The sequence below is a fragment of the Ktedonobacter sp. SOSP1-85 genome (genome assembly GCF_016587415.1).
GTDB lineage: Bacteria > Chloroflexota > Ktedonobacteria > Ktedonobacterales > Ktedonobacteraceae > Ktedonobacter.
In genome coordinates this window covers 1,631,435-1,655,762 of record NZ_BNJI01000003.1, presented here as the reverse complement: position 1 = coordinate 1,655,762, position 24,328 = coordinate 1,631,435, and the positions used below count along the sequence as shown (strand labels likewise).

Here is a 24,328-nt window from a genome sequence, read left to right as displayed (position 1 = left end):
GCAAGCTTGGACCCTACAATAGCACTGTGCATCCGCGTTGCTCAAGCTGATCAAGCCAGGTCGGGAGCGGGGAGAGCTTTAGCCATCTCAGATCCAGCTTCTCCAGGTGCTGGAGCTTCTGCAAACCTGAGGGGAGGGTGGTCAACCTGTTCGCCCGCAGGTCGAGAGAACGCAGCTTAGCCAGATTACCAAGAGAGGCTGGAAGAGCGGCGAGGCGGTTATTGCGCAGGTCCAGGACGGTAAGGTTCTCCATTTCACCGAGGGAGGTGGGGAGAGAAGCAAGGTGATTATTGGCGAGGCGTAACTCCCTCAACTGCTTTAGCTTGCCCAGGGAATCTGGCAGTGCCTCCAGGTGATTGTTCATCGCATGTAGCTCGCGTAAAGCTGCCAGGTTGCCAAGCTCTTCGGGCAAGGCTGACAGTTGGTTGTTATAGATCCTTAGCTCTTTGAGACTGGTCAGGCAGCCAAGGCTGCGCGGGAGTTCCGTGAGCTGATTATCTGTGACATTAAGATATGCAAGCTGGGTAAGATGTGTGAAAAGTGACTCAGAGAGGGTCGTCAGGAGATTGTTGCTGAGATAGAGGTAATGTGTCAGGTTCGTCAACTGACCAAGCGACTCGGGGAGCAGGGTAAGCTGGTTATGAGCCACGTCCAACATTTGCAACTGTTTTAGCTGGCCGATACGCTCGGAGAGAGAGGTGAGCTGGTTCTCCGCGAGATTCAAGGCCTGGAGGCGCCTCAATTCCCATAATGACTCGGGGAGAGAGGTGAGCTGGTTCTTGCCAACGCTAAAGTCACGCAACCCTTGCAGTCGCCCAACGTCAGCGGGCAGGTCAGTAAGCCGATTTTTATAGAGGCGAAGCGTCTCCAGGTGTGGAAGATGGTAGAGAGAGGAGGGTAGAACGCTCAGGCGATTCATATCTGCGTGCAGTGCGCGCAGGTTCACCAGCGTGCCCAGAGCATGAGGCAGCGTAGTGAGCTGGTTATCGTCCAGGTACAGCTCCTGCAACTGCTCCAGACTGCCAAGCTCTTCGGGCAGGGATGTCAATGTATTACCGGTGAGATCTAAGACCCGCAAAGAGGTTAATTGGGCCAGGGACGCAGGAAGCGTAGTAAGGCCACAGTAGCGCAGCGATAGCCTGGTTACCTCGCCATTCTCCACAATTGATCTCCGTTCTCAAAAGGTATGATAAATGGTATGATGCAAGTTGGCGGCCACAGGCCGCCAACTTGCATCATACCATTTATCATAGCGAGCGCCGCAGGCGCGAGAAGTCATGCAAGATAGGATAAGGCATGCCAGAGACAAGCGACGAGACGCACTATGTCTACATTCTTAGATGCGCGGACGGCACGCTCTACACAGGCTACACCAACAACCTCCAGCGGCGGATCGCCACGCATAACGCGGGGAAAGGTGGGCACTACACACGCGCGCATCGGCCCGTGACTCTCCTCGCCAGCTGGACGTTTCCAGGCAAGAGCGAGGCACTCCGAGCTGAATATCAGATCAAGTGCCTCTCGCGTCAGCAGAAGCTCAAACTGATCGCGCAAGCCTCAGGACATCCTCAGAGCGCAACCACCACCGGACTGCCCGGTCTGCAAGGTAAAGGTGCGATCCTGCCCATCCATGGTCCCGGCGAAGTGTAAGTCGGAGGGCTTACTACCCGCACAGGCCTTCTGGGCTGACTTAACCGTCAAGTCTAGCTGTGGATGCACGCTCGCCTGCGGCTGGAAAAGCAGGCTATAGGTATGGCTAGGGGGTACATACCACGAGAGCGTCACCTTGATACTACAATTGGGCGGCACAACCACCCATCCCCCAAACATAGCACGTCCAGGCTCATCGCTCTCTTGATTAGTTAGCTGACCGATGGCCGGGACTGGCATATGAAGACCCGGGCCATAGTCGCGAAACGAAGTGGAGTCAGTATCAACGGGAGCCGTTGTGCAGACGAGAGTGCCATCACCGTATACATCCTGTCCACATGCCTGATAGCCCGCGCCATAGCCACAGTATCCACGCGAGGGATGCGCATAACCATAGCTCGCCTCGAAACCGTAGCTCGAAATGAGTTGGCTAGAGGGTGGGACATACACGCGCACATAATCGCGATACGTACTCATGCCATAGACATCGCCCTTCTTTTGGTAATTCAACGTCATCACGACTTGATGGGTTGCCCCACCCGAGGCATCGAGGCTAATCGCATCTTTTATCGATGTAGTTACATATTGCGATGCCTTGCTGGCGCTCAGGTTAGATTGCACGATAGCCAGGCCATCATGCTGGGTCGAGCGATCCAGCGAAGCGATTGCACCATATTTGGTGATCAGGGCATTGACTTTGGGATTGGTGAAGTAGATCTGTAGATCCTTGGTTTTCGTCGCGAGAAACATCTCATTCACCAGAGACAGCACCTTATCATATGGCAGGTGCTGAGCTGTATCCATCAGGGTTTTGGTTACCTGCTGGGTAAAGAGCTTGCGCGCCTGCTGTGGGTCTTCCACCTTTTCAATAATCTCTTCCCGGCGAATTCCAGCGTTATCTAGTTGATAGTAATGCAGCCGCGCCTCAAGATTCTGCTCGGTAATGGTCTCGTTATAGGCTGCAATATGGATGGGGCCGGTCACATGTAAGACGTGTTCAATCAGGGCAGGCGTAAAGATAATAACGCCATCAAGCTTTTTCTCAAACTCGTAATTATAGCGGTCCATAATCAGGCGCGCGGATGTCGGGAAGTCGGCGGAAAGGTTAGCATCTCGCATACCAAAGTTACCCACAGGCCACCAATTATCGGGATCTGGCGCTGACTGATCTACCACTTTGCCATAGACTTTCGGATCTGGCGGCGCGGCACCTTCACCTGTAATATTCTCTTCAAACTGGGCAATATTCTTCAGCTTCAGCGGGGACATATGTCCACCATTAATTGAGAGCTCGCCGAACTGACCCGTAAAGCCTCCCGTGGCTCGCAGTTCCGCGCGATCCATGGGTTCCACCAGAAAGGTGCGCGGTTGGTCCGCGCCAAGCAACCAGCTAATCTCGCTCTTCATTCCCATTGTCTGGTTCAGGCCGACTTCAGCCGCGGGCAGGAGCTTCAGGAGCGAGCCTACAAGATTACTCTGTTTGCTACTCAACGGTAAGGTGTTGAGAGAGAGACCTCGGGCCTGCATATTCATCGCATGGACATGCGGAATGATGAGGTTTATATCCGCAAATATCTCATCGACATTATTCGATGTAAGATACGGCTTTAAGGGGGCTGTGCTCTCCTCGGTATTCTTACTCCCGCTATTGAGGGGATTATTGAAGGCTTGCGAGAGTGTGGGAGCCATTTTGATGGCGGATTGAAGCGCTATCTGGCCAATCTCGGTAGCGTCGACCCCAATGTGTGCCAGGGAACGAGCAGTCCCCACCTGGGCAGGCACCATATTAGCAAGCATGGCCACATTTCCATCCTGGTCCAGCTCATCCCGCAGCCTGACCAGGTCGCTATGTGCCGCGTTGATCTCTACCTGAACCTGGCGGAGCTTTTTCACATCGAAGTAACGCGCCAGGTTGCCATGGCTATTCCCTCCGCCACTAAAGACGTTTTGGGCCGCCTCCAGGTGTTTAATGGCGCTATCGGCCTGGCTATACAGGGCAAAGGCGTTCACACTCTCAAGCACAATAAACACTGAGGGTAAGAGTAAGAGCGCAAGCATGGCCAGGATCACAATTTTGGCACGCGTTGATAGGTTGGAGTATTTCCTGCGTGCTTTGACAAACCCATTGGGGCGCGACGCATTTGCGACAGCAGGCGGTCGCTGCATATTGTTCAGATTGCCACTCTGTCCAGCCAGGGCCTGGGGGCGTGGTGTAACGGGCGGTTGGGCGGGACCTGGTCCGTAGCCTATCCCTGACTGTGAGACAGGAAATGGCGCAGGCATGGGGTTATATCCTCCTATCCCTGCCTGCGAGACAGGATTCTGCTGATATAATACTCCACTTGCAGGTTGAACAGCCGGAGCTTGCATCGTTGGTCGATCCGCCAGGTCACCAGAAGAAGGATGCGAAGGTGTTTCAGTCGGCATAGCTGGAACGGGTTGGGTACCAATTTCGCTGCTGTCCTCATGAGCAAGGGCACCCGTATGTTTGCTTGCCTCACTGCCAGGAATAGGCGAACGGAAGAGCTTGTTTGCACCCGGCGGTTTAGACATAAAAGCCTCCAAATAAAGCAGAACACATATATAGAGAAAGAGAAATGTTCAATGCAAAACGTTTATCTTGAGCTAAATATATTACCCTCTATTTAGTTTTATCGTTTGAGGATGAGATAAGCATCTTTTTTAACCTAATTGGCTATGTTTTCGCTCCTGTGGCTCTCAGAGATCAATAGTGTGTTGGAAGGTGGTTGGGTGGTTGGGCGCGTGCGCCCAACCACCCAACCACCTTCCAACCACTATATTTGTTTAGGTGACGATTGGGACTTCGTGTGGGTATTGCTCATAGAGCTTGTCTGCTACGACCCGGTGGAGGCGCGTGACGGTTGTATGGATGTCGCTAAAGGAGGTATAGAGAGGGGCCAGGCCCAGGCGGATATTGTCGGGTGCGCGGAAGTCGGGTAGCACCTGCATGTCGTTGATGAGCGCCATATCGATGCGCAGACCTTCCTGGTGGCCAAGCGAGACATGCGAGCCACGCTGCTGGACCTCTCGTGGCGAATTGAGGACAAAACCCTCTGGCTTGAGCATGGCTTCCCATAGTTGTATCAAATACTCGCTTTGTTGCTCAGACTTGGCGCGTAGCGCGTCCAGGCCAGCCTCTAGCAGCACATCAACGCCCGGCTCGATGAGCGAGAGCGAGAGGATAGGGGGCGTCCCCGTTAAAAACTGGCGTAGGCCCATGGCGGGTTTGTAGTCCAGGGCAAAATTAAACAGGTCTCTCTGGCCCATCCAGCCAGAGATGGGATTGCCGAGGCGCTCCTGTAGCTCGCGACGCATGTAGAGGAAGGCGGGAGCGCCGGGGCCTCCATTCAAATACTTATAGGTGCAACCGATTGCCAGGTCAACCCGGGCAGCATTCAGGTCAACCGGGACCGCGCCCACGGAGTGACTCAAGTCCCAGAGTACCAGTGAGCCCACACTATGGGCGGCCCGGGTTAACTCGGCCATGTCGTAAAGGTAGCCACTCTTGAAGACCGTGTGCGATAACGTCAGCAGGGCGACCTGCTCATCAAGTGAGCCCTGGATCTCGGCGGCGGGACCATGGATGCCATCAGGCGAAGAAATGATATCGAGGCGATGCCCCTTCTCCAGAAGCTCAATGGCCCCCTGGAGTACATAGAGGTCCGAGGGGAAGTTTAAATCATCCGTCACCAGGCGCGTTCGTCCCCGCTGCACCCGCAGAGCAGCGACCACCAGCTTGAAGAGATTGACCGAGGTGGAGTCTGCCACAATGACTTCATCTGGTTGTGCTCCGATCAGGCGCGCGATCTTCGCACCAATACGCTCCGGCGCCGTGAACCAGCCTTCATTCCATCCGCGAATTAAGCGCGTCCCCCATTGCGCCTCGATAAGCTCCTGGGCATAGGCCTGTGTGGCTTTGGGGAGGCGTCCCAGAGAGTTGCCATCCATATAAATAAGCTCAGGGTCAGGAACGACAAAGCGCTCCCGGAAATGAGCCAGCCGATCTTGCGCATCAAGCATCGAGGCATAGTCGGCACTTAGCGGTATAGCCATCATTGGTATTCCTTTGTTCAGTACAGGTTTGCTTTCTCCACACTATATCACGTCAAGTCAGCCAATCGTACAAGTCTGCAAGCATGAGATATCTCTCATCTTCTTCCAATAGAACTCACATAAAACCTTGCTACTCTAATATACAGAAGATCCACCGAGGACGAACTGAGATGAAAGGAAACAGCCAGAAGTGATAAAGAAACATAGCCTCTCGGTCATTCTGCCAGCCTATAACGAAGAGCAGGTTATTGGTAATACTATCCTGGACGTCTGGCGCGTTCTGCAACAATGGCGGCTGGACGCTGAGATTATCGTGGTGAATGATGGTAGCGCGGATCGGACTGGCGCCATCGTTGCAGAACGCGCCAGGGACCTACCACAGCTTCGCCTGGTCACCCATCCAACCAATCAAGGCTATGGAGCCGCCCTGGTCAGTGGCTTTCAGGCCGCGACGAAGGAATTGACCTTTTTTATGGACTCCGATGGACAATTTGATATTCGCGAGTTACAGCAATTCTTCGGCGCCATTGAGCGGTATGACGCGGTCATCGGCTATCGCCTGGAGCGCCAGGACTCGGCAATGCGCCGCCTCAATGCCTGGGGCTGGAAGTGCCTCATTGGCTGGTTTCTCGACATCCATGTCCGAGATATCGATTGCGCCTTTAAACTCTTACACACCGAGTTCCTGCATACGCATCCCTTAGAGACCCGGGGCGCCATGATCAACGCAGAACTCCTCTACAAGTTGAAGCAAGCGGGATACAGCTATCATGAGATTGGCGTGCTCCACCTGCCCCGACGCGGTGGACAAGCCACGGGCGCCAAACTCAGTGTTATTCTGCATGCCTTCCGCGAACTCATCACCTACACACGCAAGTGGCACCAGGAGAAGCAAGCCCTTGTAAGCAGCCAGGCAGAACTACCACTCCCGCGCCAGGCCTAGCCGGAGAAGTCCATGCCAGCATAGGCTCTACAATTAACGCGGAAGTTCCTGATGCAAATGTATTGTCTAGCAATACACATAAAACATATATATAAATTGTCCTTTCAAGAAGAAAGAGTACACTAAAGATATGACAAAGCCTAAAAATTATTATCACTCTTCCTTCTCGAAAGGGCATATGAAATTTCTCTCATACACTTACAATGTTTTTCTCATAGAAAAAGACTACACTGGCCAATAATAACGTCGAACGAATAGTGCCGGTGTTAGTCAAAGAGCAGGAGACTAGAAATATGTCACAGCGAGAAGAATATATACACTATGAGGATGTTTCGCCTCTTCATACCATTCCTTCAACACCATTTATAATGTCAAACACATATACTGATCAACAACTAGTACCGGGCCAATTCCAGCATAATCAGGCTCAAATACCTGAATATCCTGTGGAGCCGGAGCAGAAGAAAAGGCCAGAGACACGTCAAAAAAGAACAGGCGGCGTAGCCTTAGCCTTCCTCATGCTTGTACTCCTGCTTGTCTTCGGCGTGGGTCTCTTCGCAGGCTGGCAATTTGTTCACACACCTGCGCAAAGCACTACATCTACGACCGGTTCAGCAGCCTCGTCATCCAGCACTACATCAGGTACCACACAGGCGGAGAGCGTTATTAGCAGTGTTGAGCCAGCGGTCGTCGAATTAAAGGTAACAACCTCTCAGGGCGAGCAGCTTGGCTCAGGCATCATCTTTGACGCGCAAGGCGATATCGTCACCAATAATCACGTTATCGATGGCGGCCAGCAGATTGAGGCTGTCTTGAGCAATGGCTCAACAGAACAGGCACAGTTAATCGGAACCGACGCCTCGCATGATCTGGCAGTCGTGCGCATCGCGCCTTTTGCGCATATGATCATCGCTCAATTCGGCGACTCTACAAAACTCAAAGTTGGACAGGATGTCATCGCCATAGGTAATCCCTTAGGTCTTACAGAAACGGCCTCGCAAGGCATTGTAAGCGCCTTGAACCGCAGCGTCTCCGAATCCACCGCAGTGACGATCTCTCAGGCAATCCAGACTGACGTGGCCTTAAATCCAGGCAATAGCGGGGGTGCCCTTGTAGACATGCAGGGGAAAGTCATTGGCATTCCCACCCTGGCCGCCATCAATACAGAATCGAACACAACCGCCAACGGCATCAGCTACGCCATTCCTGCCAGCGTCGTGCAAAGCGTCATCCACCAGATCTTGCAGCAAACCGCGTAGTTGGAAGATACAGCAAACAAGTAAGAAAGTAGCCTCTCATGGAAACACAGTTATTCAACTTAGCTAAAACAAAAGCGGCTCGCCCCCAGGCAAAAGCCCCGGCCTCGCCTGCTAAACCAATGCTCAAGGCGCGGGCACTGGCACTGGCAAACATCTTTAAGCGAGGAACCGTTATTGCCTCACTTGCCACCTTTGGTATCGTTGGTGGCCTAATCGCCTATCCTCAATTCCAGACAGCGGCTAAGCCAACGAACTCATCATCAACCGCCAAACACGTGACACCCACCACAACTACATCTCAGAAGAGCAATAGTTTTTTCCAGCAGCAGGGAGGAAATAACCTTGGATCGCAAGATGCCTTACAGGGAACCAGTACCGCTACCCCAACGGCCACCAGTGCGCCAGCCTATACCCAGGGAGGCGCAAACTACAGACCACCAGCAGTCGTCAATAACGCGCCCAGCTATAGCCCCCAGGGTCCCGTCAGTGACTCCCGCGCCTCCTGACTATCGAGATCCTCTGGGTATGGGACGCCGCGAGTTCAAGGCGATGGGAACCACCATCTCCCTCCTACTGCCTATAGAACAGGCAGAGGCGGGAGAACAACTGGTGCGCGCGCTCTTCAACGTCTGGGAAAGCACACTAAGCCGTTTCCTGCCCGAGAGTGAGCTTTCCCAACTGAACCGGCAGCCAGGGGTACCTACCATTGTCAGCGAGCTGCTCTTAAACACGCTGGAGACGGCCCTGACAGCGGCCCACGCGACAGAGGGGTTCTATGATCCAACCTTGTTGGAACAGCTAATACACCTGGGATATGATCGCACCTTTGAGGCTATCGCGCCTCGGCAGGATAAACCTGAGATAGGGGGGATTCCGGGGGGATGCTGGCGAGCGATCCAGGTCGACCGGGCCGAGCGGCGTATCACCATACCCCTGGGTTGTAAGCTGGATTTTGGCGGGATCGCCAAAGGCATGGCGGTTGATGCCGCGCTACATCTTCTCCAGAGAGAGGGCATCTCCTACGCTTTGGTGAATGCAGGTGGCGACCTGGCGGTGCTGGGACTACCTCCTGGGGAGAGCCAGTGGCCGATTGCCATTCCTGGGCACGAAGAGTCCTGGACCATTCCGTTGCGGGCGGGCGCCCTTGCCACCTCGGGCATCGCGCGCCGTCATTGGCAGCAGGGCCAGACACGCTATCATCATCTGCTCCATCCACACACGGGTCTACCCGCCTGGAACGATCTCTGGTCGGTAACCGTCGCGGCCGACCGTTGCGAGCAGGCCGAGGTCGCGGCCAAAGTCGCCTTTATTCTTGGGGTTGAGCAAGGTGCAGCCTTCCTGCGCGCTCATCGTATCGCGGGCCTCTTCGTGCGCGAGGATGGGACATGGGAGACCATTGAGCCATGGCCCAAAGCACTTATGAAGGGTGAGGAACAATGAACGTCATCTGGCAAGACATTACCTGGGACGTCGCCCGGGCCGGAGGCTTCACTTCCTATATACTGCTCACGCTGGCAGTGTTTGTGGGACTCGCGCTCTCTACACAGGTGCAGTCACGCACCCACTGGCCGCGCTTGATCAATAGTGAACTACATAACTTTCTCACGTTACTCAGCACAACCTTCCTGGGCATTCATATCGCGGCCGTGTGGGTCGATCCCTTTACCCACTTCGGCTGGCGCGAGATCTTGCTTCCATTCGCCAGTCATTATCGCCCGCTCTGGATGGCCCTGGGGATCATTGGCCTATACCTTGGCCTGGCGATTGGCCTGAGCACCTTGCTCCGCCCTCGCATTGGTTATACATGGTGGAAGCGCCTGCACGTCCTCACACTGGCCATCTTCGTGCTCGCGGGCGTCCATGGCATCATGACCGGTAGCGACACGCACGTCACCTGGGCTATGGGCATCTATGTTGCCAGCTTTCTCCTGGTAACTCCCCTCCTCTCTCGCCGCATTCTTGCGGGCAAGAAAAAGAGCAAACGCGCGCTAAAGCATAGAGCCACTACCACACAAGATACTCCCGCCATGTCGCAACAAAAGGAACGCTCGCTCCCGACCCGGGGCGTGGCTATCCATCAACCATGAAAGTATCCATCCTCTATCGTCTCGGCTCGCAAGCTCGCCTGTAGGTATAAGGGATGGGTATGTGGCGCGGAGGAATCGCCCGCGCCATACACCCATCCCTTATACTTACCCCTGAGAGCCTATTTCTGCTTAGAGCGCGATCTGCTGGAGATCAACCGAGGGGCCAGCGCAGCGGGGGCCTTCGGAGGTCCACAGCAGGCGATCAATGCACATCTGGCGCACCTGCATCTGCGCATCCCAGGCGTGATACACGATATACTCCGTCCGTCCATCGGGACCTAGCACAATTGAGTGATGTCCAGGGCCACGTACCTTTCCTTGCACCCTACGCAGCACGCGCGCCTCGCTGCCCTCGCCCGTATAGGGACCGCGCACGCTGCTGCTGATAGCGTAATCTACCCCGTAGTTCTCGGTCATAAAGCTGGAGCCGCTATAGAAGCAGTAGTAGCGGCCAGCGTGCTTGCGTACACAGGGGCCCTCCAGGGTGTGCCAATCGGCAGTGATACCGTAGTGGGGCATAGAGCGCTGAGCCTCGAAGAGCGTCCAGTCATGGCGTGCGCGCAAGACGGTTGTCTCCTCGCCAGCCAGGCGCGTCATCGTCGCTAAACGATCCATGACCAGTGCGGTCCCCTGGTGATAGCCATGCTCGGTATCGAGAAAGTCGCGAGCATAGAAGAGATACCACTGGCCGTCGTCGTCACGAAAAGGGTGAGCATCAATACAGAAAGGTTGGATTCGCGGATCGACCAGGGGCATACCTGTATCTTGATATGGCCCCACAGGAGACTCACTCGTCGCCACGCGCAGTTGGTGGCGCAGCCCTTTGCCAATCGAGTAATAGAGGTAGAATTTCCCTCCATCATAGGCAACCTCTGGAGCCCAGAAGTCGTCTCCCAGCTCGGCGGGAGGCGGTATCAGCGCGCCTCCACAGGCCTGCCAGTGCACGAGGTCATTCGAGCGCAGGACCGGAAAAATATTGCCGTTCGCCTCGCGTTTCTGACCACCGGTGCCAAAGGCATAATACTGGCCCTCCCACTTCAGCACGAAGGGATCTGGCATATCTCCCTGCCAGACAGGATTGGTATAGTGTATATCCACAAATAGTATCCTCTAAATTTTTCTTCTATTGGCTAATTGTAGCATACATCGAGTGGGGTTTTTGAGGAGCTTTACAACCTTCCTCATATCACTTACCACCTACAAACCCGCGCCAAAACGCGATACAATATACGAGTATCTATACATATTATCGAAAGGGATAAAAATATGCCAGAGACCACAGAGAACCTGCTTCAGCAAATGACGCTCCAGGAGAAGGTCGCCATGCTCGCTGGCGCCGATATGTGGCATACCATTGTCAATGATCGACTGAGCATCCCCGCGTTAAAAGTGAGCGATGGTCCTAACGGCGCCCGGGGTGGCTCCATGCAGGGAGGCGTCACCGCCGCCTGCTTCCCTTGCGGGGCCAATCTCGCGGCAACCTGGGATACCGCCCTTGTCGAACGCGTTGGGCAGGCGCTGGCCCAGGAGACAAAGAGCAAGGGAGCACGCGTCCTGCTGGCTCCCACGGTAAATATCCACCGCACTCCCATTGGCGGACGTAATTTTGAGAGCTTCTCCGAGGACCCTTACCTCACAGCCAGGATGGCTGTGGCCTACATTCGCGGCATCCAGAGCCAGGGCGTCGGCGCAACCGTCAAACACTATGCCGGTAACGAGTCAGAGTTCGAGCGCTACAGCATCAGCACCGAGGTTGATGAGCGCACGCTACGCGAGATCTATCTTCCTCCCTTTGAGGCCGCCGTTCGTGAGGCCAACACCTGGGCCGTCATGGCCTCCTACAACCTCGTCAATGGTGTCGCTGCCAGCGAGCATCCAGAACTCCTGCAAAGCATCCTGCGCGATGAGTGGGGTTTTGATGGCGTAGTGATGTCCGACTGGTTTATGTCGGTCAAGAGCACCGCCGCCTCCGTGAACGCGGGCCTCGACCTGGAGATGCCGGGTCCCGGGCTGTGGCGCGGCGAGAAACTGCTCCAGGCCGTCAAGGATGGCGAAGTCACGGAAGAAACCATCGATAAGAGCGTCCTCCGGCTCCTAAACTTGCTGGAGAAGACCGGAAAGTTCGCGCAGCCCGAGGAGGAGCCAGAGCAGGCGATTGACCTGCCCGAGCACCGCGCCCTGATTCGCAAGGCAGCCGCCGAGGGCATGGTCCTGCTGAAGAATGAGCAGAATGCGCTACCGCTCCAGCGCGAGACGCTACGCTCCATCGCTATTATCGGGCCAAACGCCAAAGATGCCCAGATTATGGGCGGCGGGAGCGCCCAGGTCAATCCACACTACCGGGTCTCGCCCTTCGAAGGCGTCCTCGCCAAACTGGGCGAGGGGATAGAGATTGGCTACGAGCAGGGCTGCGCCAGCCACAAGCTGCTACCTCTCCTTGATACTCAGTTCCTCGTTAATGAGGAAGGGGCCGAGCATGCTTTCTCGCTAGCATATTTCAACACAGCAACGCCGGAGGGCACACCTGTCCAGCAAGAGCAGCTTGAGACAAGCGAGCGTATGTGGTTTGGCCCGCTGCCCGAGGGCATCGATCCCCAGCGCTTCGCCGTGCGCGCTACGGGGCGCTTCGTGGCCCAGGCGACCGGTACCTATACCTTCAGTCTCGTCAGCGCGGGTTTGAGCCGCCTCTTCATTGATGGAGAGGAAGTCATTGATAATTGGACCAGCCCGACGCCCGGCGACAGCTATTTTGGCATGGGGAGCACCGAAGTACGACAGCGTATGGAGATGCAGGCGGGGCAGGCGTATGATCTCGTGCTTGAATTTGGCAAAAGCGCGAGCACCATGGCGTCTGCCGTACGTCTGGGCTGCCTGCCACCACTTCCCGAAGACATGATTGGGCGAGCCGCCGCCCTGGCCGCTCAGGCCGACATCGCGCTAGTGTTCGCGGGCTTAAATGGCGAGTGGGAGAGCGAGGGCTTTGACCGTGCCGCTATGGAGCTGCCAGGCGAACAGAATGAGTTGATTGCGCGGGTCGCGGAAGCCAACCCCAATACCATCGTGGTGCTCAACGCGGGTACGCCCAACGCCATGCCCTGGCTAGAGAAGGTCGCGGCAGTCGTGCAGGCCTGGTATCCGGGTCAGGAGTGCGGCAACGCCATCGCTGATGTCCTCTTTGGCGATGTGAATCCCTCGGGCAAGCTGGCACAGACCTTCCCCGTACGCCTGGAGGACAACCCTGCCTATATCAACTATCCCGGCGAGAACGGGAAAGTACATTATGGCGAGGGACTCTTCGTTGGCTATCGCTATTACGATAAAAAGAAGGTCACACCCCTCTTCCCATTTGGCTACGGCCTCTCTTACACCAGCTTCGCCTATGGTCCACTGAAGGCAAGTGCCGGGGCGATAGGCGCCAACGCCAGCCTCCAGGTCTCGCTGGACATCACCAATACAGGCGAGCGAGCCGGTAAAGAGATCGTGCAGCTCTATGTGCGCGATATCAAGGCGAGCCTGCACCGTCCCGAGAAGGAGCTCAAGGCCTTCGCCAAGGTCGATCTCAACCCCGGCGAGACGCAGACTGTCACCCTGGAGATCGGGCGCGAAGCCCTGGCCTACTTCGATGACAAAGCGCATCAATGGGTGGCCGAGGCTGGCACCTTCGAGGTCCTGGTCGGCGCATCCTCCCAGGATATCCGTGGCACCACCATCTTCGAGCTAACCGAAACCAGCCGCTGGCTATAACACAGCGCCTGGCAGGTTGTAGGGGCCATGCTTGCATGGCCTCTGCCCCACGAACCAGCCCCAAATTCTTTTTTTCTCTTGTTCTGCAAGTGGCTGAAAGAACTTAAACGTCAATTTAGCAAAAGAACATTTAAAGACACACATATTTGCAGAGAGGAGACGCAACTATGTATCTCACGCGACACCTTACCCCCCAGGGCATACGCTGGGCCAGGGATGGTCACGTCATCGTCGAGACCTTTAGCCTTAGCTCCTTACTCAGTCTCTCGGCGAAGGATATGCTCGCTACTCTAGAGGGACTCTCCACTGGCGAAAACCTGAAGGAACACCTGCTGGCACCAATCGAGTCAGAGCAGGAGGTCTGGGCCAGTGGTGTCACCTATTTACGCAGTCGCGAGGCACGCAAGCTTGAGTCTGAAGTAGGGGATGTCTATGAGAAAGTCTATGACGCCACACGACCAGAGCTCTTCTTCAAAGCCCCGGGCTGGCGCGTTCAGGGCGAGCAGCAGCCACTCCGCATTCGCCGCGATAGCGACTGGAATGTGCCGGAGCCAGAACTGGTGCTGCTCCTCAATAGCCAGATGGAGATTGTCGGCTACTGTGCTGGCAACGACATGTCCTCGCGCAGCATCGAGGGTGAGAATCCGCTCTATCTGCCCCAGGCCAAGGTCTACAACGGCTCATGCGGGCTTGGACCAGGCATCTTGCTGTCGAGCGCTGATCAAATGCGCTCTCTGCCCATCGCACTCTCCATTTATCGCAACAACACATTGATCTTCCACGATGAGGTAAGCACCGTACAGATGAAGCGCACGCTTGAGGAACTCGCCAGTTATCTGGGACAGGAGTTAGCCTTCCCTCGCGGTGCCTTCTTGATGACTGGGACTGGCATCGTACCTCCCGACCAATTTTCGCTTCAACCTGGCGACCAGGTACACATCCAGGTTGGCAGTTTAGCCCTGCATAATCCAGTGGCATAGAGAAGAGTAATGCCGCCCTGAACATGCAGTCCAGGGCGGCATTACTCTCTACTCTACCTTTACATTGACACCACGCCAAAAAGCGACGTGATCCTTGATCTGCTTAGCCGCATCCTTGGGTGTGGGATAGTACCAGGCAGCATCCTTATTCGTCTTGCCATCTACCTCGACCGAGTAATAGCTGGCCTCGCCCTTCCAGGGGCAAGTTGTATGCGTACCACTCTCCTTCAAGTATTCACGCTTGACAGCATCGAGGGGAAAATATTGATTCCCTTCCACGACGACGCATTTATCGCTCTCCGCCAGCGTGACACCATTCCAGGTGGCCTTAACCATAAACTCTCTACACTTTCTAGCACGAGGTCCGTGCGTAAACGTTGTCCCTTCTCTATAGACGATGCTACGATAGGGAACTGGGTAATTCATGAAGCTACAAAGGTGATGGGTAGCGACTGAATGACAAAGACGACGCCAGCTCGCACCGTGATAGGAAAATCCGGGACGCGCTGGATGTTCTTCAACTGGGTCAGCATCATCGGGAGGACAATCCTGGCCTCCAGGCGGGCCAGGGGCGCACCGATGCAGAAGTGAATGCCGTGTCCGAAGCCAAGATGGCGGTTGGGCTCGCGTTGAATATCAAAGCGATTGGGATCAGGAAACTGCTCTGGATCGCGGTTGGCCGAGGCCAGCCAGGGCAGAACGATAGAGTTAGCAGGAATGCGCTGCCCACCAAGCTCCACCTCGGTCGTGGTGCGACGGAAGAGGAACCAGACTGGCGCGAGATAGCGTAGAACCTCTTCAATCGCCGCTGGCATCAAAGCTGGCTCCGCAATCAGGCGCTGCATCGCCTCGGGATTCTCGGTAAAGCAGAGAATAGCGTTAGCAATCAGGTTCTTGGTCGTCTCCTGGCCAGCCGCCAGCAAGAGCAGGCAGAAGTTCACCAGTTCATCCTCACTCAAGTGCTCGCCATCGATCTCGGCCCTACTCAAGGAAGTAATTAAATCTTCGCGCGGTGAACGCCTGCGCTCAGCCAGGAGCCCCACAAAGTAATCATACATCTGCTGACCCATTGCCTGGCGAGCGCGCAGCGCCTCCTCACGTGAGTTCACCTGCTCAGTTGGCTCAGAGATAGCCCAGCGACGAAAGATATCCCAGTCCTCGCGTGGCACGCCCAGCATCTCCGCGATGACTTTGGCCGGGAGAGGAAAGGCGATATCTGAGACCACGTCCATCTTGCCCAGGGGCAGAGCCTCGTCCAATAGCTCCTGCGTAATTTGTGCTACCAGGCCATCCAGGCGCGACACCGCGCGGGGCGTAAAGGCTACGTTAACCAGGTTGCGCAGCTTGCGGTGGTCCGGGGGATCTTTCGCCACAACCGTATCACGCAGGAAGGAGTCCTCCGAGAAGCCCGGCACGGCCTCAGAGGAGAAGTGCTGGTAATCGGTAGCCACCTTCTGCACATCTGCGTAACGAAAGACCTGCCAGAGATGCGTCTGCTCATCCTGATAGACGGGACTGAAGGTCCGCATCTGCTCAAACCAATCATAGCTTTGAAGGATTTCTGTGAGCGTATTCACACGAAAAGGGGCGAAGCCACGTGCTCCACGATGAGTTTGCGGTTGTTGCATCTATCAACCTTTCTAAGCTGCATTGCACATACTTGTCAAACGCTGATTCCACTGTCATTCTCTGACCAACCAGTTCAGATTGTAGGCATCACTGTCGCCATTTGTCAAAGTGAGCAACATCAATAGTATTCTGATAGGTGATGTGGTTCAGGAGTAGAGCAAAAAATGAGATGCCAAACACAACCACTTTTCTTCTCATGCAAAATGATAGCATGCGTGTGCTCGTGCAACTCGTCATCAAGCTTTTGATGCTGCGATTGCCGACCTGAATACCTTTTTCCAGCGTTGGCCCAATGCCGTGCGTGCCCTGATTGGGGCACGTGTTCCCATTGAACAAGCCATCGAACGCATTCTTGGACGACCAGCAGGCATTAAGAGCGTGATCTCTTTTCAATGGTCTTGAATTTTTTTCACGTGTAGAAGTAGGCATACCACTGGTCGCCATCGTGCTGATGGTACAGGTTTTGATGGTGCCGTGGATGGGTCGATGCCTCACCACCTTGAGTCCGAAGCAGCGTGAGTTTCTGTAAGCATAAAGTGGCACAGGGCTGAAGAGAGATGCGGCCTCTTCGGTGCCCTTTGTCATCACTCTCAATCAGAGGAAGATCCTCTGCTCCTCTTTCGCCTTTTTGCTGGATCCACAGCGCTCGTGCCCTCTTTCCTCATATTTGCCTTCTGCTCTCGCGATGAGTTTGGGATCAACTCGCCGTCCTATAAGTGAAAAATGATCGATCTCATAGTAAACCGTCATCTTCACCCAGGCGCGAGGTGCCTGGATGAAGGAAGCGAAAGTCGAAAGGACACCAGATTATGCGCAAAATTATCGAATCTACCCTGATCTCAGTAGACGGCGTTTTCGCAGAAACAGACTTCTCGAAGTTTTTTGCGTACCAGGACAAGACGTATCTGAGGGACGGATTGGGCCTTCTGCTCTCCGGTGAAGCGATCTTAATGGGGCGCAGTACCTATGAGAGTTGGGCAAAGATATGGCCCGGAAGCCCCCACCCGTGGGCAGAGAGGCTCAATACGATCCCAAAGTATGTGTTTTCCTCGACTTTGGAAACAGCCGCATGGAACAACTCGACCCTGGTTCGAGGCGATGTGGTCGCGGAGGTGAGTCGGCTCAAGCAGCAGGAAGGAGGCAATCTGCTCATCTTTGGTCATGGTCTTCTTGGTGAAACGCTGCTCAAGCATCACTTGCTCGATGGGCTGGATCTCTCGGTCCATCCGCTGGTTCTGGGTCACGGGAGGCAGTTCTTGCGAGAGGGCCTGAACACCACCTTAAAATTTGTCGCGGCCAAGAGCTTCTCGACAGGCATTGTCACGCTCACCTATGAACTACCATCTGAAGGAAGGTAGGGACACACGGCATGCCGGAGACACGCACGATGAAGGAGGTCTTCGACGTCAAGGCGGCATCGGGCATAACCTGGGAACAGTTCCAAGGGTATCTCGCAAGCACGACCCACCCGCGACGGGTCATGACGCTCGAGGAGGTGGCAAACATGGCGGTCTTCATGGCGTCCGATAAGGCAAGCAGGATGACAGGAGCTACCGTCAACTTGACTATGGGCAGCCTGGATGACTAGCAGCTAAAAAGCTGCGATCCAGGTTCTGTTGAACCTGATTATGCGAGTTGCCATCGCGGTCGACCTCGGCGCCTTCGGGCGTCGGCGCATGTTCGTCGCTGGCTTCTTGCTGTTCGTCGTGGCCTCGGCGGCGTGCGCGCTCGCTCGCAACGTTGGAGTCATAACATTTTTCCGATTCTGGTACGGAAAAATGTTATGACTCCAAGTCAACTTAATGAGGACCAATATTGTCCACATAGGAGCATATACTCTATATGAGTTCACCAACGGGTGATTAGCTCATCATAAAGAGGAGTGAAAAGACATGGATCAGCGCGCCGGTTTACACGACTTCGATTTTTTCTACGGCTCATGGATTACGCAGAATAAGCGGAGAACTAACGCACTCTACCGCAATCAGGAGGGCGTCTGGCAAGAATTTATCTCCACCGTTACCTGCATACCCTACCTCGATGGCCGGGCCAACATCGACCATTTTGAGGGCACATTGCCCGATGGCGAGGTACGCAAGGGCTTGGGCCTGCGCTCGTTCGACGAAGCGACCCAGCTCTGGTCGATCATGTGGCTGGATAATCGCAACCCGCCAGATCTGAGCGCCGTAGTAGGCAAGTTTACCGATGGCATCGGTCTCTTCTACCAGGAGATGGAAACGTTCGATGGCGTTCCCATGCGTGTGCGCTTTCTGTGGGATAACATCACCGAGAACACTGCGCGCTGGCAGCAGGCTTTCTCCTTCGACGGCGGCGCGACCTGGGATACCAATTGGATTGCCGAACATACCCGCAAAGCCTAAGCTCACTCATACTTGAAATACGCTCCAAGGTAGTCGAATCCCTGAAGCCTGATCTTCTTCTGGGGTGAAAGAAGCGCCAGGTCCTCTCGTCATACGTGAGAGAGCATACCTGGCACTCCCTGGGCTAGGTATGCTCTCTCACGTATGGAAGGGTGGGCGGCAGGGCAAAGGACGAGAAGCTGGACAGTTCCAGGAACGAGACCATGTTTGCGATCTGCCCTTCCACCACACCCAACACCATCAGACCAAAGAGCTGATAGCTGTCGGCCTGGGCCTCCTGCCGGTAGAGACCGAAAGCCGGGCTGCCATTGGCGCGCGTCGGAAGCAGGCGCCAGTGCCTGCCAGGAACACGGATCCTTGTCGAGAGTTCTGTGACGATGGCCACTCGCCCCTGGAACCAGAGAGGAAGCGGCGGCATGGTGAACCAGGCATCCTCTCGCAGCAGCGCCACGAATCCAGGGATGTCCGCCTGCTCCCAGCACGCCACATAGCGGTCCAGCAGCGATTGTAATTGAGGGAGTGGGAGAGCGGCCTCTTTCTCTGAGGGGCTGTTGTGCTCCTGCAACGCGCGTCGGGCCCGCTGCAGACCGGAATTGACAGCGGCGACCGAGAGGTTGAGCCATTCGGCTACCTCGCTGGCGGGCCATTCCAACACCTCGCGCAAGAGCAGAATAGCCCGTTGCGCTGGCGTTAAGTGTTGCAGCGCCATTAGAAAAGCCAGGGTGGTCCGTTCGTTCCTCTCCGCTCGGTCTTCGGGATCGCTGTGCTGATCGGCGAGCAGGTCATCGGGGAACGGTTCCAGCCAGATTGGCTCCCGCACTCGTTTCGGGGAGGGACTATTTGGATCACTCACCGGATGCAGAGATCGTCGAGGAGCACTCCTGAGCCGATCCAGGCAGAGATTGGTGGCGATACGGTACAACCAGCTCCGATATGCTCCCGGACTCGTGAGGGTGGCGCGTTTCTCCCAGGCGCGTAGCAGGGTTTCTTGCACCAGATCTTCGGCGTCATGGAATGAGCCCAGCATCCGATAACAATGCACGAGCAACTCGCGCCGGTATGCGCCCACCAGGGCCTCGAACGCCTTCTGATCGCCCACCTGAGCGGCGAGCACCAGTGCGGTTTGGGTTGGCGTCTCCATTGCAGTCTCTCTTCCTCTCGTCTGGCGGCCATCTGGTCCCGGTCTGCTGACCTGTGTTTGGGCCTCGATGCCGCAGGATATGGTTGTAAATCCAAACTTTATTCTGTTGAAAATCACACAAGTATCCTGGGAGGTCACAGATGAGATAGCTAACCTCCCAGGATACTTGTGGTAAAACCGGCCAGTTGAAAGTTTGGATTTACACCTCGTGCGCCCAGAAATACTGTAAGAATTTCAGATTTTGAATCGCAAGGGGATGGAACTCGGTGCAAGAGTGCAGCCGATAGGTCAGCCCAAGGGACTCGGCGTAGGCTTCTCCTGGAGGACCAAGATTACTGCGCAAGCGCGGCAATGATAGCTTGGTACGCAACCGCTCGGCTGGATAGCTCATTTAAGCAGTCTCCTCCGTCTCCTCGTAGCGGCCACCCAGGTGCTTGGCGAGGAATCGCTCCGCCGCGACGTAGAACTTGATGCGGTTCTCGGGTTTGGCAAAGCCATGCCCCTCATCTGGGAAGAGCATGTATTCGTAGTTGATGCCCTTCTCCTTCATGGCGGCGACGATCTGCTCTGACTCGGCCTGCTTCACGCGGGGATCATTAGCACCCTGCGCGATAAGCATGGGAATCTTGATCTGGTCGGCCTTGAAGAGCGGCGAGCGCGACTTCAGGAACTCCTCCTCGGTATCGGGGTTGCCCACGCGCATATGGAAGTTTGCCAGGAAGGTCGACCAGTAGGGCGGTATGGTCCGAATAAGCGTGATAAGGTTGCTGGGTCCTACGATATCGATGGCACAGCAGAAGAGGTCGGGAGTAAAGGTCGCTCCGGCAAGGGCGGCATAGCCGCCGTAGGAACCACCATAGATCGCAACCTTCGCGGGATCGGCAATGCCCTGCTCAATGGCCCAGTACACGGCATCCACCAGGTCATCATGCATCTTAGCGCCCCACTCTTTATTGCCCGCGTTCAGAAACTCCTTGCCATAGCCAGTCGAGCCACGATAGTTGACCTGCAAGCAGGCATAGCCTCGATTGGCCAGCCATTGGGCCTCGGGACGATAGCCCCAGCCATCGCGCGCCCAGGGACCACCATGCACATTGAGCACCAGGGGCAAGGGCTTTTGCGACTCGCCTGCTGGCAGCGTCAGGTAGCCATGAATGGTGAGGCCATCGCGAGCCTTAAAGCTCACTGGCTGCATCTGGGCCAGCGTGTAGTTGCTCAGCTCTGGCTGGTTGGTAAAGAGGAGGCGCCCACTCTTGCTAGCACGATCATAGACATAGTAGGCCACAGGGCCATCATCCACGACGTAGCCCACAATCCAGGTCTGATCATTGTCATCACGGCTGATGATGGAGATATCGCCGGCCTGTAGCTCTCGCAGCAGCTTGAAGTCCTCTTGCAAGGCCGAATCAAGCACGGTCCACTCCACGCGATCACGATTGAAGGCCACAGCCTGGATCTCGTAGGTATCGTGATGGATCATGATGCTGCCGACATCATACTGCGCATCCTCCACCAGTACACTCACATCTCCGCTATCGAGTGCGAGTTTGACCAGGCGCGAGGCGTTGGCGTTTCGTGAATCCTCCAGGTAGAGAGCGTTTCCATCCAGGGTAAAGCCAACGGGACCGCTTGTGAGCGCGTCTTCCGAGGTCCACGAGACAAGCTTGCGCCACTCGCTCTCCTCCCGCTCACGTACCAGCAGTTCGCTGCCGCCATCTGGAAGAGTGACGACCGCGCCACGCACCTTAAACTGTGTATCGATCACCCAGCTCGCGATATTACCGGGATTCTTGGCCACTAGCTTTAATTCGCCCGAAGGGAGATCGAGATGATAGACGTCATGAACCTGGGGATTCTCTTTATTTAGCGCGACCAGTAACTCATGGGGAAAATGCTTATCGTGGCCAGTCACGCGGGCCTGGACATTCGCAAAGGGAGTCAGGTCGCGTGTCTCGCGCGTCTCCACATTCGTCAGGTAGAGGCGCCAGTTCTCATCGCCACCAGCATCCTGAATATAGCCGATATACTTGTTATCGGCTGCCCAGAAATAAAAGCGTATACCGCGCTCTGTATCTTCGGTCACTGGCTGATAATCATCGCCCTCCAGCGACCCCACCCAGACATTCAGGACATTGTTCACGGGCGCCAGGTAGGCCAGGCGTTTGCCATCGGGCGAGATCTGGGGGCTGGCTTTGACTGGATTGCCAAAGAGGACCTTGCGTGGAATAAGCTTTGTTGTAGCACTATTTGTCATACAGTTCCCTTTCAACTAGACAAACTATCACTGAAGTAACCAGAGCTACGCCTGACCATATTCAAACAGGGCAAAGATCTCGGCAGCCTGGCCAACATGTTCTTTCCCATGGTCTATAAAGTATACGATAGAGGCGGAGGTTGGTTGTTGGGCATCTTCTAACGCCTGCTCGGTAATATGCCACACGTTTTCAGCAAAGCTCCAACGTCCCGCACGTGGGCCACTTCCCATCGCTCTTCGCCCAGGCGTTGCGCATACCAGCGCAAGTCCAGTAAGACAGTGGTCAGCCTCTCTCTGTCCATTTGAGCGGCGTTACAGTGGTCAGCCAACAACTGGTAAGCTCTTTCAAGCTGGGAAAGCATCGTAGGAATATTGGGTCGCTCAAGTTTCATCAATATTTATACGCGGTGCGGCGAGAAAACCACGAGGTCTTCAGCCTCGTGGATGAACGCCGTATCTTACTCCTATCCCTGACTTTCAATAGACTGGCGAATAGTCTCCTGGCTTGTATTCCCGATAGTGCAGCAAAAATACCCACCACTCCAAAAAGTTGGTAGAGGAGAAGGAACTTGGTCAGGGCAATCGCATCTAAATTTTCAAGCGGCCTGTAGAGAGCATCTATACAGCAGAGATTTAAAAATGGGCCTGTTAGGGCATGGCTTGTAGAGCCAATTCCCCAAATTAGATGCGATTGCCCTGGGAACTTGGTAGGATTTTTTGACAGGTCATCCATGAGGAGCGCGCACTCACTCTCTTCATCTTCTCAAACTTGGGAATTGGTTTCAAATCGACCTTTTTCCCGTCTATCATCATCAAAAGAGCATAACCAGTAGACATACGGCCTTTGATAAAGTATTCCTGACCCTGGTAGCGCACTTTGTCGAATTTGCGAAAACCCTGGATTTTCCCTGTTGTGATCCGTTGCTCGCTTCGCTTTCCTTTGGTTTGCTGATACTCTCCATCTGGAATGCATTTCTTGACAAGCACCGTTTGTATCTGAAAAACAGGCTTCTTTCCACGTGTGGCAATCATGGCGGCATCAAAGACATGTTCTTTGGGAAGTCCCGCAAGCAATCGATGTTCTTTCGTCACGAAGCCCCACGTTTCTTCCGCCTCAACGCGTTTCAGCAATTGCATGCGGATGCTGTTCATCTGGGTGGCATGCAGCAGATTCCCTTTTTTCTTGCCGGTGCGCTTGAGGGTAAGAGTCCCAGCATGAAGGTGATCATGACAGGTCTTGCAGAGCGTCAAGAGATTGCTTTCCTCATCGCTTCCGTGTTGGCTTCGGAAAACAATGTGATGCACTTCGAGTCGTTGATCCTTTGATTTCCCCCGGCAGTGTTGACAGGTGTAGCCATCTCGTGTCAGCACATAGGCTTTGGTATTCGCATACCCGTAGTTCATCCCTTTTTGATACAGCCACTTCTTTCGCAGCACCTCTGGTTTTTTGAGCGCATGTGGGTCAAAGGTTCCTGTTTCCAGCACCATGGACGTGATTGGCAACAAGGATTGCGCAAAGTGGATTTCTCGCAGATGGGCATCGATCTTGCTTCTCATGGTTGGGGAGAATCGCCCGATCTTGATGGAATTCCTCCGATTCAACCAGCGTGCAGGCCGATAGCGTGTCTTTCGGTTGCGGCGATCTCGACGATGGGTAGCTCGTGCTTTCATCGTCGTGGCAACATCATTGCGCACTTCCACTTCAGAAAGATACAAGATATTGCCCCGTTCACTGGCGACAGCCGAACCAATCACCGCACTCCCGGTATCCACTCCCAAGGTCAAGGGTTGTGTGTAGGTACGTTCTGGCTGTGCGTACAACTTGATCGTAAAAGGGATTCTGCGGACGACTTTGGCCTTTCCCTCTTTGAGTAACAAACGGGCAATCGCAGCAGAACAAGGCATAAGCGGCGCCCTATCTGGTGATACGACATAGACTCTCTTCAGACGATTCCTTTCGGAAAAATGCTCCGGCAAGCGCCGGGTGATGCGTATCTCTGCACTGTGACCATGCAGAGAATCCGTCCTCATCTCGACAAGGTTCAAAAGGCTTGTTAGGCCTGGATCACCGGGCCTTTCCTCAGCCCTACTTAAATCCAGGCGACAGAGCAGCGGTCTGATGCGTCAACCGCAGGTGTCATGACCTTTCAAACGGTCTCACCATTTCTGATGAGGAGTCTGGTGAA

Annotated in this window: 22 protein-coding genes; 11 read left to right on the top strand and 11 right to left on the bottom strand. The window is 55.0% G+C overall.

Features of this window, described 5'->3' with window-relative positions; translation table 11 throughout:
- Positions 1–13: 13 nt before the first annotated feature.
- Positions 14–1,162, bottom strand: a complete 1,149-nt coding sequence (locus KTE_RS45200) for a leucine-rich repeat domain-containing protein (protein ID WP_201393871.1) — start codon at positions 1,160–1,162, stop codon at positions 14–16.
- Between the two features lie 134 nt (positions 1,163–1,296).
- On the opposite strand from KTE_RS45200, the gene KTE_RS45195 reads away from it, so the two are divergent.
- A complete protein-coding gene (locus tag KTE_RS45195) occupies positions 1,297–1,650 on the top strand; it encodes a GIY-YIG nuclease family protein (protein ID WP_201393869.1) in 354 nt (117 codons plus the stop codon).
- On the opposite strand, the gene KTE_RS45190 is transcribed toward KTE_RS45195, so the two are convergent.
- Both KTE_RS45190 and kynU read right to left on the bottom strand, forming a co-directional pair.
- Positions 1,558–4,203: a DUF4012 domain-containing protein gene (locus KTE_RS45190; protein WP_201393867.1), complete on the bottom strand. Its 2,646-nt coding sequence runs from the start codon at positions 4,201–4,203 to the stop codon at positions 1,558–1,560. The genes KTE_RS45195 and KTE_RS45190 overlap by 93 nt on opposite strands.
- 252 nt (positions 4,204–4,455) lie before the next feature.
- Positions 4,456–5,727 (bottom strand): kynureninase, encoded by a 1,272-nt coding sequence (kynU, locus tag KTE_RS45185; RefSeq protein ID WP_236601016.1) that lies wholly within the window; start codon positions 5,725–5,727, stop codon positions 4,456–4,458.
- Positions 5,728–5,914: 187 nt separating this feature from the next.
- Between kynU and KTE_RS45180 the strand changes: the two genes are divergently transcribed.
- From KTE_RS45180 to KTE_RS45160, 5 genes are all read left to right on the top strand, one after another.
- Complete coding sequence (locus tag KTE_RS45180; RefSeq protein WP_201393865.1) at positions 5,915–6,667, top strand: glycosyltransferase family 2 protein; 753 nt, start codon at positions 5,915–5,917, stop codon at positions 6,665–6,667.
- A gap of 293 nt (positions 6,668–6,960) precedes the next feature.
- The gene (locus KTE_RS45175; protein WP_201393863.1) at positions 6,961–7,926 is read left to right on the top strand and encodes a S1C family serine protease; all 966 of its coding nucleotides are present in this window, start codon (positions 6,961–6,963) and stop codon (positions 7,924–7,926) included.
- A 38-nt stretch (positions 7,927–7,964) separates the two neighbouring features.
- Positions 7,965–8,432, top strand: a complete 468-nt coding sequence (locus KTE_RS45170) for a hypothetical protein (RefSeq protein WP_201393861.1) — start codon at positions 7,965–7,967, stop codon at positions 8,430–8,432.
- Positions 8,413–9,366, top strand: a complete 954-nt coding sequence (locus KTE_RS45165; protein ID WP_201393859.1) for an FAD:protein FMN transferase — start codon at positions 8,413–8,415, stop codon at positions 9,364–9,366. Before KTE_RS45170 ends, KTE_RS45165 begins: the two co-directional genes overlap by 20 nt.
- The gene (locus tag KTE_RS45160) at positions 9,363–10,013 is read left to right on the top strand and encodes an iron reductase (RefSeq protein ID WP_236601015.1); all 651 of its coding nucleotides are present in this window, start codon (positions 9,363–9,365) and stop codon (positions 10,011–10,013) included. Before KTE_RS45165 ends, KTE_RS45160 begins: the two co-directional genes overlap by 4 nt.
- Positions 10,014–10,142: 129 nt before the next feature.
- Here KTE_RS45160 and KTE_RS45155 read toward each other — a convergent pair whose 3' ends face one another.
- Positions 10,143–11,111: a glycoside hydrolase family 43 protein gene (locus KTE_RS45155; RefSeq protein WP_201393857.1), complete on the bottom strand. Its 969-nt coding sequence runs from the start codon at positions 11,109–11,111 to the stop codon at positions 10,143–10,145.
- A gap of 168 nt (positions 11,112–11,279) precedes the next feature.
- Here KTE_RS45155 and KTE_RS45150 point away from each other — a divergent pair, with 168 nt between their 5' ends.
- Both KTE_RS45150 and KTE_RS45145 read left to right on the top strand, forming a co-directional pair.
- Positions 11,280–13,757, top strand: coding sequence for a glycoside hydrolase family 3 C-terminal domain-containing protein (locus tag KTE_RS45150; protein ID WP_201393854.1), 2,478 nt, complete (start codon positions 11,280–11,282; stop codon positions 13,755–13,757).
- A gap of 167 nt (positions 13,758–13,924) precedes the next feature.
- Positions 13,925–14,737: a fumarylacetoacetate hydrolase family protein gene (locus KTE_RS45145; protein WP_201393852.1), complete on the top strand. Its 813-nt coding sequence runs from the start codon at positions 13,925–13,927 to the stop codon at positions 14,735–14,737.
- A 48-nt stretch (positions 14,738–14,785) separates the two neighbouring features.
- On the opposite strand, the gene KTE_RS45140 is transcribed toward KTE_RS45145, so the two are convergent.
- Positions 14,786–15,073 carry a DUF427 domain-containing protein gene (locus tag KTE_RS45140; protein WP_201393841.1) on the bottom strand — a complete coding sequence of 96 codons (288 nt, stop codon included), beginning with the start codon at positions 15,071–15,073 and terminating at the stop codon, positions 14,786–14,788.
- 86 nt (positions 15,074–15,159) lie between these two features.
- Positions 15,160–16,365, bottom strand: coding sequence for a cytochrome P450 (locus KTE_RS45135; RefSeq protein ID WP_201393839.1), 1,206 nt, complete (start codon positions 16,363–16,365; stop codon positions 15,160–15,162).
- Positions 16,366–17,175: 810 nt separating this feature from the next.
- Between KTE_RS45135 and KTE_RS45130 the strand changes: the two genes are divergently transcribed.
- From KTE_RS45130 to KTE_RS45120, 3 genes are all read left to right on the top strand, one after another.
- On the top strand, positions 17,176–17,724 hold the full coding sequence (locus KTE_RS45130) for a dihydrofolate reductase family protein (protein WP_201393838.1): 549 nt from the start codon (positions 17,176–17,178) through the stop codon (positions 17,722–17,724).
- 11 nt (positions 17,725–17,735) lie between these two features.
- A complete protein-coding gene (locus tag KTE_RS45125) occupies positions 17,736–17,954 on the top strand; it encodes an SDR family oxidoreductase (protein ID WP_236601014.1) in 219 nt (72 codons plus the stop codon).
- 304 nt (positions 17,955–18,258) lie between these two features.
- Positions 18,259–18,747, top strand: coding sequence for a DUF1579 domain-containing protein (locus tag KTE_RS45120; RefSeq protein ID WP_201393836.1), 489 nt, complete (start codon positions 18,259–18,261; stop codon positions 18,745–18,747).
- Positions 18,748–18,871: 124 nt separating this feature from the next.
- Here KTE_RS45120 and KTE_RS45115 read toward each other — a convergent pair whose 3' ends face one another.
- The 5 genes from KTE_RS45115 to iscB all read right to left on the bottom strand — a co-directional run bounded on the left by KTE_RS45115 (position 18,872) and on the right by iscB (position 24,047).
- On the bottom strand, positions 18,872–19,888 hold the full coding sequence (locus KTE_RS45115) for an RNA polymerase subunit sigma-70 (RefSeq protein ID WP_201393834.1): 1,017 nt from the start codon (positions 19,886–19,888) through the stop codon (positions 18,872–18,874).
- Between the two features lie 199 nt (positions 19,889–20,087).
- Positions 20,088–20,279: a hypothetical protein gene (locus KTE_RS45110; protein ID WP_201393831.1), complete on the bottom strand. Its 192-nt coding sequence runs from the start codon at positions 20,277–20,279 to the stop codon at positions 20,088–20,090.
- Entirely contained in the window at positions 20,280–22,142 is a 1,863-nt protein-coding gene (locus tag KTE_RS45105) for a S9 family peptidase (protein ID WP_201393829.1), read from the bottom strand. It abuts the gene before it with no gap.
- Positions 22,143–22,187: 45 nt separating this feature from the next.
- On the bottom strand, positions 22,188–22,373 hold the full coding sequence (locus tag KTE_RS45100; protein ID WP_201393827.1) for a hypothetical protein: 186 nt from the start codon (positions 22,371–22,373) through the stop codon (positions 22,188–22,190).
- 450 nt (positions 22,374–22,823) lie between these two features.
- The gene (gene iscB / locus KTE_RS45090; RefSeq protein WP_374226877.1) at positions 22,824–24,047 is read right to left on the bottom strand and encodes an RNA-guided endonuclease IscB; all 1,224 of its coding nucleotides are present in this window, start codon (positions 24,045–24,047) and stop codon (positions 22,824–22,826) included.
- Between the last annotated feature and the right edge of the window lie 281 nt (positions 24,048–24,328).

Excerpts from the sequence above, each read along its gene's own strand:
- KTE_RS45195 (WP_201393869.1), top strand. The coding sequence starts at position 1,297 with ATGCCAGAGACAAGCGACGAGACGCACTATGTCTACATTCTTAGATGC.
- KTE_RS45190 (WP_201393867.1), bottom strand. The coding sequence starts at position 4,203 with ATGTCTAAACCGCCGGGTGCAAACAAGCTCTTCCGTTCGCCTATTCCT.
- kynU (WP_236601016.1), bottom strand. The coding sequence starts at position 5,727 with ATGATGGCTATACCGCTAAGTGCCGACTATGCCTCGATGCTTGATGCG.
- KTE_RS45175 (WP_201393863.1), top strand. The coding sequence starts at position 6,961 with ATGTCACAGCGAGAAGAATATATACACTATGAGGATGTTTCGCCTCTT.
- KTE_RS45170 (WP_201393861.1), top strand. The coding sequence starts at position 7,965 with ATGGAAACACAGTTATTCAACTTAGCTAAAACAAAAGCGGCTCGCCCC.
- KTE_RS45160 (WP_236601015.1), top strand. The coding sequence starts at position 9,363 with ATGAACGTCATCTGGCAAGACATTACCTGGGACGTCGCCCGGGCCGGA.
- KTE_RS45150 (WP_201393854.1), top strand. The coding sequence starts at position 11,280 with ATGCCAGAGACCACAGAGAACCTGCTTCAGCAAATGACGCTCCAGGAG.
- KTE_RS45145 (WP_201393852.1), top strand. The coding sequence starts at position 13,925 with ATGTATCTCACGCGACACCTTACCCCCCAGGGCATACGCTGGGCCAGG.
- KTE_RS45140 (WP_201393841.1), bottom strand. The coding sequence starts at position 15,073 with ATGGTTAAGGCCACCTGGAATGGTGTCACGCTGGCGGAGAGCGATAAA.
- KTE_RS45135 (WP_201393839.1), bottom strand. The coding sequence starts at position 16,365 with ATGCAACAACCGCAAACTCATCGTGGAGCACGTGGCTTCGCCCCTTTT.
- KTE_RS45130 (WP_201393838.1), top strand. The coding sequence starts at position 17,176 with ATGCGCAAAATTATCGAATCTACCCTGATCTCAGTAGACGGCGTTTTC.
- KTE_RS45125 (WP_236601014.1), top strand. The coding sequence starts at position 17,736 with ATGCCGGAGACACGCACGATGAAGGAGGTCTTCGACGTCAAGGCGGCA.
- KTE_RS45120 (WP_201393836.1), top strand. The coding sequence starts at position 18,259 with ATGGATCAGCGCGCCGGTTTACACGACTTCGATTTTTTCTACGGCTCA.
- KTE_RS45115 (WP_201393834.1), bottom strand. The coding sequence starts at position 19,888 with ATGGAGACGCCAACCCAAACCGCACTGGTGCTCGCCGCTCAGGTGGGC.
- KTE_RS45110 (WP_201393831.1), bottom strand. The coding sequence starts at position 20,279 with ATGAGCTATCCAGCCGAGCGGTTGCGTACCAAGCTATCATTGCCGCGC.
- KTE_RS45105 (WP_201393829.1), bottom strand. The coding sequence starts at position 22,142 with ATGACAAATAGTGCTACAACAAAGCTTATTCCACGCAAGGTCCTCTTT.
- KTE_RS45100 (WP_201393827.1), bottom strand. The coding sequence starts at position 22,373 with ATGGGAAGTGGCCCACGTGCGGGACGTTGGAGCTTTGCTGAAAACGTG.
- iscB (WP_374226877.1), bottom strand. The coding sequence starts at position 24,047 with ATGCCTTGTTCTGCTGCGATTGCCCGTTTGTTACTCAAAGAGGGAAAG.